This is a genomic window from Lamprocystis purpurea DSM 4197, from assembly GCF_000379525.1.
GTDB classification, from domain to species: Bacteria; Pseudomonadota; Gammaproteobacteria; order Chromatiales; family Chromatiaceae; genus Thiodictyon; species Thiodictyon purpureum.
Map to the genome: position 1 here is coordinate 19,953 of NZ_KB902548.1, position 7,092 is coordinate 27,044.

The 7,092-nt window shown below is 64.3% G+C and carries 6 protein-coding genes and 1 pseudogene; 6 read left to right on the top strand and 1 reads right to left on the bottom strand.

Translation table 11 applies throughout. The features are described 5' to 3' along the window. Positions 1-192: 192 nt before the first annotated feature. The 6 genes and pseudogenes from A39O_RS0127720 (at position 193) to A39O_RS0127745 (ending at position 5,793) form a co-directional block, all read left to right on the top strand. Positions 193-2,058, top strand: coding sequence for a phosphoenolpyruvate carboxykinase (GTP) (locus A39O_RS0127720; RefSeq protein ID WP_020507918.1), 1,866 nt, complete (start codon positions 193-195; stop codon positions 2,056-2,058). 104 nt (positions 2,059-2,162) lie between these two features. Continuing rightward, positions 2,163-2,417: pseudogene (locus tag A39O_RS39475) on the top strand (Uma2 family endonuclease); the annotation flags it as partial. Positions 2,418-2,499: 82 nt separating this feature from the next. Beyond that, positions 2,500-3,072 (top strand): Uma2 family endonuclease, encoded by a 573-nt coding sequence (locus A39O_RS0127730; protein WP_020507920.1) that lies wholly within the window; start codon positions 2,500-2,502, stop codon positions 3,070-3,072. A 114-nt stretch (positions 3,073-3,186) separates the two neighbouring features. Then, complete coding sequence (locus A39O_RS0127735) at positions 3,187-3,813, top strand: DUF47 domain-containing protein (protein WP_020507921.1); 627 nt, start codon at positions 3,187-3,189, stop codon at positions 3,811-3,813. Positions 3,814-3,823: 10 nt separating this feature from the next. After that, positions 3,824-4,951: an inorganic phosphate transporter gene (locus tag A39O_RS0127740; RefSeq protein WP_020507922.1), complete on the top strand. Its 1,128-nt coding sequence runs from the start codon at positions 3,824-3,826 to the stop codon at positions 4,949-4,951. Positions 4,952-5,217: 266 nt separating this feature from the next. Then, positions 5,218-5,793, top strand: a complete 576-nt coding sequence (locus tag A39O_RS0127745; RefSeq protein ID WP_020507923.1) for a Uma2 family endonuclease — start codon at positions 5,218-5,220, stop codon at positions 5,791-5,793. Between the two features lie 487 nt (positions 5,794-6,280). Here the strand turns inward: A39O_RS0127745 and A39O_RS0127750 are convergent, their stop codons facing one another. After that, a complete protein-coding gene (locus A39O_RS0127750; RefSeq protein WP_020507924.1) occupies positions 6,281-6,793 on the bottom strand; it encodes a hypothetical protein in 513 nt (170 codons plus the stop codon). Positions 6,794-7,092 lie beyond the last annotated feature (299 nt).

Consider the following 7,092-nt stretch of genomic DNA (forward strand, 5'->3'; position numbering starts at 1 on the left):
CGATGCCTTAAACTAGGAGCAGTTTCCAGTGACGCTCTGCCGACTCCGCCGCGGGGCGTCGCGGACTGCGACCGGGATGGTCACCTTTCGACGGGTACAAAATTTGCTTGATTCAGCGGCCGGGCCATGGCCCTCGCGTTCAGACAAGACCCGTTCCGCTCCATTCAATGACCTGTTGAGGAGAATCCAGCCATGTCCAAGACCCATGATGGTGCCGAACGCACCGCTCACCGCCGACTCCTCGCCTGGATCGACGAGATGGCCGCCCTCTGCGATCCGGATCGGGTCTACTGGTGCGACGGCTCCCAGCAGGAATATGACCGGCTGTGCGACGAGATGGTCGCGAGCGGCGCCTTCATCCGCCTCAACCCGGAGATCCGCCCCAACAGCTTCCTGGCGCGTTCCCATCCAAGCGACGTGGCCCGTGTCGAGGACCGCACCTTCATCTGCTCGCGGCGCGAGGAGGACGCCGGTCCCACCAACAACTGGAAGGATCCGCGCGAGATGAAGGAGATCCTGCGCGGCGAGTTCAAGGGCTGTATGAAAGGACGCACCCTCTATGTGATCCCCTTCAGCATGGGCCCGATCGGTTCACCCATCGCCCATATCGGGGTCCAGATCACCGACTCGCCCTACGTGGTGCTCAACCAGCGGATCATGACCCGCATGGGCCAGGCGGTCCTGGAGACGCTGGGAGAGGACGGCGAGTTCATCCCCTGCCTGCACTCGGTCGGTGCGCCCCGACTGCTCGGTGAGCCGGACGTGCCCTGGCCCTGTGCGCCGAACATCTCGGATAAGTACATCGCCCATTTCCCGGAGACCCGCGAGATCTGGTCCTTCGGCAGCGGCTACGGCGGCAACGCCCTGCTCGGCAAGAAGTGCCTGGCCCTGCGCATCGCCTCGGTGATGGCGCGCGACGAGGGTTGGCTGGCCGAGCACATGTTGATCCTGGGTGTCGAAAACCCGGAGCACAAGAAGATGTATGTCACGGCCGCCTTCCCCAGCGCCTGCGGCAAGACCAATTTCGCCATGCTGATTCCGCCCAAGGGCTTCGAGGGCTGGAAGGTCACCACGGTCGGCGACGACATCGCCTGGATCAAGCCCAACCCGGCGGACGGCAAGTTCTACGCCATCAACCCGGAGGCCGGGTTCTTCGGTGTCGCGCCCGGAACCAATGTCGAATCCAACCCCAATGCGATGGCGACGCTGTACGCCAACTGCATCTTCACCAACTGCGCACTCACCGACGACGGCGACGTGTGGTGGGAGGGGCTGACCAAGGAGCCGCCCGATCACCTGATCGACTGGAAGGGCCACGACTGGACTCCGGGCTCCGGCACCCCAGCCGCCCACCCCAATGCCCGTTTCACCGCCCCAGCCGCCCAGTGCCCCTGCATCGACCCCGAGTGGGAGAACCCCCAGGGCGTGCCGATCAGCGCCTTCCTGTTCGGCGGGCGGGTAAGCCACCACTTCCCCCTCGCCTTCCAGAGCTACAACTGGGAGCACGGCGTCTACATGGCCGCCACCATGGGCTCCGAGGCCACCGCCGCCGCCATCGGCCAGGCCGGGATGCGCCGCGACCCCATGGCGATGCTGCCCTTCTGCGGCTACAACATGGCGGACTATTGGCGGCATTGGCTGCGCATCGGCCGCAAGATGGTCGCCACCCCGCCGCGCATCTTCCGCGTCAACTGGTTCCGCCGCGATGAGCACGGGCGCTTCATCTGGCCCGGCTACGGCGAGAACATGCGCATCCTGAAATGGGTGGTGGACCGCTGCAACCACTGTGGTGCCGCCATCGAGAGCCCCCTGGGCTGGGTGCCCGGCTACGACGCCATCTGCTGGAGCGGGATCGACTATTCGCGCTCCGACTTCGCCGCCATCACCAACATCACCATCGAGACCGCCCGCCAGGAGACCAACGACCAGGAAGAGTTGTTCACCCGCTTCGGCGACCATCTGCCGCGCGAGATGGAAATCGAGCGCGAACTGCAACTGGCACGCCTCTATCACTCCCCGGAGGTCTGGGACTTGTCGGCGGCGGCACAGACGGGTTAGACAAGGAACACGCCCGCGCGCTCAGGCGCGCGGGCGTCGCTTCCAGAGACGGAACGCCTTAATCTGAAAGCAAATCTTGAGCAGGAGAGGAACAGACGCATCCGGGGCCTGATGACTGCCTGCTCCTGATCGAGGTCTCGGAGACGAGCCTGGCACACGATCGCCGCATCAAGCTGCCGCTCTACGCCCGCTTCCGGATACCCGAGGTCTGGATCATCGACTGCCCCGGGCGCCACCTCGACATCCACCAGGACCCGGACGAGGGTCGCTATACTCGGCAGTTTCGCGTCGCCGATCCGTCACGGGTCGGGATTGCCGCACTCCCCGGCATTCTGCTGGATTTGCGCACACTGTTCTGACTCTCCGTCCCACCGCGGACCTTCAGCTTCCGGGTCAGTCAACCGCTATACTCTTGACAGCGCCCCCTATTCGGTTCCTGTCATGGCCACCTCCCTGAAGCGACCCTTCCTCAGCCTGGACGCATACTTCGCCCTCGACCGCGGCGCGGACGCGCGTTGCGAGTACCGCAATGGGGAGGTGTTCTGCATGGGCGGCGCGCAGCCGGAGCACAACACCATTTGCGTCAACCTGTTGACCGAGCTGCGCGGCGGCCTGCGGGAACGCGGCTGCCGGCCTTTCCCGAGCGATCAGCGGGTCAAGGTCAATACCGGGAGTCCGTATCTGTATCCCGACCTGTCGGTCGCCTGCGATCCGCGCTACGTCACCATCAATGGTCTGCGCACTCTGGTCAACCCGGTGCTGATCATTGAGGTACTGTCGCCCAGCACGGCGCAGGATGACCGCGGCGCCAAGTTCCTGCAATACCAGACGATCGAAACCTTGACCGATTATGTACTGGTGGACTCGACGGCGGTTGCCGTGCTCCATTACCGTCGGCACGGCAACTGGTGGCAGCCGCTCCTGATCGAGGAACCGGACGGCACGCTGACGCTCGACACACTCGGCATTGCACTCCCGCTCGCGACGATCTACCTCGATTCAGGCGTTGGATAAAAACCGGAAACGGGACGACTCGGGGGCCGCGCTGTAACATAGCGCTCATAAAATCGACACATCGGGCGCCCCACCCACGGCGCCTGCTACCCCCTTCCCCGCCGAGGCGCAGGTATGTTCTCGCTCCAGACGATCTTTGGTAAAGGCAACCAGTTTTTTGGGCTGCTCGAAGACGCGGCCGTCGCCGCGGCCGACAGCACCACCGCGCTGCACACGATGCTGCGCGAAAACGACCGCCCACCCGCGCTGGACGCGTTTCGCCTTGCCCGCCAGCGTGAGCGGGTGATCGCGGACAAGATCAACGAGGAGTTGATCAACAGCTTCGTCACCGCACTGGAACGCGAGGACATCGAGGCCCTGAGCTACGCCCTGGTGCGCATCCCCAAACAGGTGGAGCGGTTCGCCGAGCGCTATGCCCTGGCCGTCCATTTGCTCGACGGCATCGACTTCGCCCAGCGGGCAGCCATGCTGGAGCAGGCCGCCAATGTGGTGGTGGAAATGGTCCGCCAGTTGCGTCGGATGAAAATCGAGGAGATGAAGATCCTGAACGACCGACTGCGCTCCATCGAGAGCGAGGCCGACCGCTTGATGCTCGAACTCTATCGCGACATCTACGCGGGCCACTTCGACGGCAAACAAATGTTTCTGATCAAGGAGTTCTTCGAGATCCTGGAGAAAGCCATCGACCGCTGCCGCGAGGCCGGGGTGGTGGCCTACCAGATCGTGCTCAAGAACAGTTGAGGAGACCGGCGTGCTGACCCTCCTCATCGCGGTGGTGCTCACCGCGCTCGTTTTCGAGTACATCAACGGCTTCCACGACACGGCCAACTCCATCGCCACGGTGGTCGCGACCAAGGTGCTCTCACCCATGCAGGCCGTCGCGCTGGCGGCGACCACCAACCTGATCGGCGCGCTCTGGGGCACCGCGGTCGCCAAGACCATCGCCACTGGTCTGATCGATCAGTCGGTGGTCGAGGTCACCTCGCAGTTGATCATCTGCGCGCTTGCCGGCGGCATCGTCTGGAACCTGGCGACCTGGTATCTCGGGTTGCCGTCCTCGTCCTCGCACGCGCTGATCGGCGGCCTGTGCGGCGCCGCGGTGGCGGCCGCCCAGGGTCAGTGGGGAGCGGTGATCTGGTCCCAGCCGGCCGACCCCTGGTACAAGGGCGCGGGCATCCTGTGGAAGGTCGCGGTGCCCATGTTCACCAGTCCGCTCATGGGATTCGTCGTTGGTTTCCTGATGATGGGCCTGCTGTTCGCCCTGCTCTGGGCGATGTCGCGCAGCGGCGGCCTGCTGCGGCGGATGGCCCGGCCGCGCTGGGTCAACGCCTTTTTCGGCAAGGCGCAACTCGGGTCGGCGGCCTATATGGGTCTCGCCCACGGCCTCAACGACGCGCAAAAAACCATGGGTATCATCGCGCTCGCGCTGGTCTCGGCCCAGCAGGCCGGCACCCTGGAGCAACTGCCCGACTGGCTGACCTGGCTGCGCCCGAGCGACGGTGCCATGACCCAGGGCGACATCGACACCTGGATCAAGGTGACCTGCGCCCTGACGATGGCCGCCGGGACCGCGGTCGGCGGCTGGCGGATCATCAAGACGCTCGGCCATAAGATCGTCCGCCTGCATCCGATCCACGGCTTCGCCGCCGAGACCTCGGCGGCCACCGTCATCACCATCGCGTCCTCACTCGGCATTCCGGTCTCCACCACCCACAACATCTCGGCCGCCATCCTGGGCGTCGGGGCGGCCAAGCGGTTCTCCGCCATCAAGTGGACCGTGGTCGAACGCATGCTGTGGGCCTGGATCCTGACCTTGCCGGCCGCGGGCGCGATGGCCTTTGGTCTGTTCAAGCTGCTCCAGGCGTTCGATTTGACCTGAGCCGAAAAGACACTGCACGCGTGGCGGCCTTGATCACCGTTCCGGCCGTAGGGTGGACAAGCGATAGCGCAGTCCACCGAATCCCGCGCCGCCGCTGGTGGACTGCGCTGCGCTTATCCACCCTACGATGCCGCGTAGCCGGTATCATGATCAAGGCTGGCGCCGCGCCACAGCCGGGCGGAGACTCGTCATTGGCCACGACGGCGTAAGATTCACCACGGTCGCTCACCGAGTCAAGCGGATCAACCCATCCGGGAGCCCGAGCCATGCACGCGCGTACCAAGCCCCGCCCCAGTCTCTACGAACAACTCGAGGCCCTGCCCGAAGGGCTGACCGGCGAAATCCTCGACGGCCAACTCTACACCCAGCCGCGTCCGAGCCTGCCGCATGGCTTCACCGCGTCGTCGCTCGGGTATGACCTGATCGGCCCTTTCCAACGGGGACGTGGCGGCCCGGGCGGCTGGTGGTTCATCGACGAACCGGAACTGCACTTCATCCGCGACGCCGAGGTCGATGTCCCGGATCTGGCCGGCTGGCGCCGCGAACGGATGCCGGTACTACCCCGCGGGCACCGCGCCACGGTAGTCCCGGATTGGGTGTGCGAGGTGCTGTCGCCATCCACCGCCGGCACCGACCGGGAGATCAAGATGCCCATCTACGCCCGTTTTGGCGTGGCCTATGCCTGGCTGCTCGATCCCTTGGCACACACCCTCGAAGCCTACGCCCTGGACGGCGGAGCCTGGCGGGAGATTGGCCGCTTTGCGGGCGCGGCGGAGGTGTCAGTCCCGCCATTCGAGGCGGTGACGATCAATCTGGATGATCTGTGGGCTCCGACGGCATAGACTGACTCGCAGAGTACGCAAGAACACCGGGGCCTCGATCAAGATTCCGGCAATCGGGTTCGCCGAGTGCGTAGTCAGGCCATCCTGGCCTGACACCGTCAGGGCTGGAAGCCCTGACTACGCACCCCGCTGGCCGGGATTACGATCAAGGCCCGCCCGGACACCGGCCAGAATGATGATCAAGGCCTGATCATCGCTCCGGACAGACCTTCTGCCGAGGCCCTGTGGCGCAAGATCTGATCCACAGATGTCACAGATTTTTTTCTTCATCTGTGAACATCTGTGACATCTGTGGACAAATCCGAATTGTCGCTTGGGCCGAAACGGCGATCATGACCAGCCCGGATCTTGATCATTTTTCCAGCCACTGGCGTTCGTGGCGCAGCGCCGGGATGCCGGGGTACGTCGCGCGTTAGCCTTCTGTTTTTGATTGCCAGAACAGTGCCACGCGCGCCTAACCCGACCTACGGGACGGATCCAGAAGTCGTCAGGCCAACTTCTCATCTTCCTGCTTGGCCTGTGCCATCGCCTCCGGCTCCAGTTCCTCGGCGCAGCAATTGAATCGGATGAAGAGACCCCAGGCCGCAAGCAGGAACCCGGCGACCAGACCCACTGTCGCCACATACGGCAGGAGTTCAGGAGAATCATGGCTCACACGGAACACGAGCACCAGCGTTTCAATCGAGAGTGACACCACGAGCACGACCATGAAGCGGGATAAGAACCGCCGCACACGTGTCGGCGCGCTCATGTGAGCTTCGCGCTGAACTTCTTCTTCGAGTAGGGTTTGCCCCAACTCCAGGGCGGCGACGGCCACGGTCAGCAAAGCAATACTTTCCAGGACACCATTCAGACGCTGCCTGAGCGCCAGGATGCTATCCCATTGGAGGCTTTGCCAGAGTTGCAGGGTAGCCAGCAGAATGAGAACGAAGGCACAGACAATGAACATCAGGCTGATCACGAAGTGACCGAGCGTGAACACCTTGTGCAAAAATCTCATGAAGCACCTATACGATGGCCGTGCTCATCGTTCCGGTAGGCACCCGAGCGTCGCGCTCTGGAGGTCGAGGCTTTACCGTGAAAGTCGCGCAGCGACCCTGTGGGAGCGGCGTCCCGCCGCGATGGGGCCGGGCGCGCAGCCGCAGCGTCGAGGTCACCGCGGCACCGCATCGCGGCGGGACGCCGCTCCCACGGGGACTTTCATCTTCCGGGGCGGTTCCTTCCATGGCCGTTAGCCGGACGAGGGCCGCGCATACGCGAGGTCGACCGGCTAAAGCCTCGACCTCCAGTTCTCTTGCG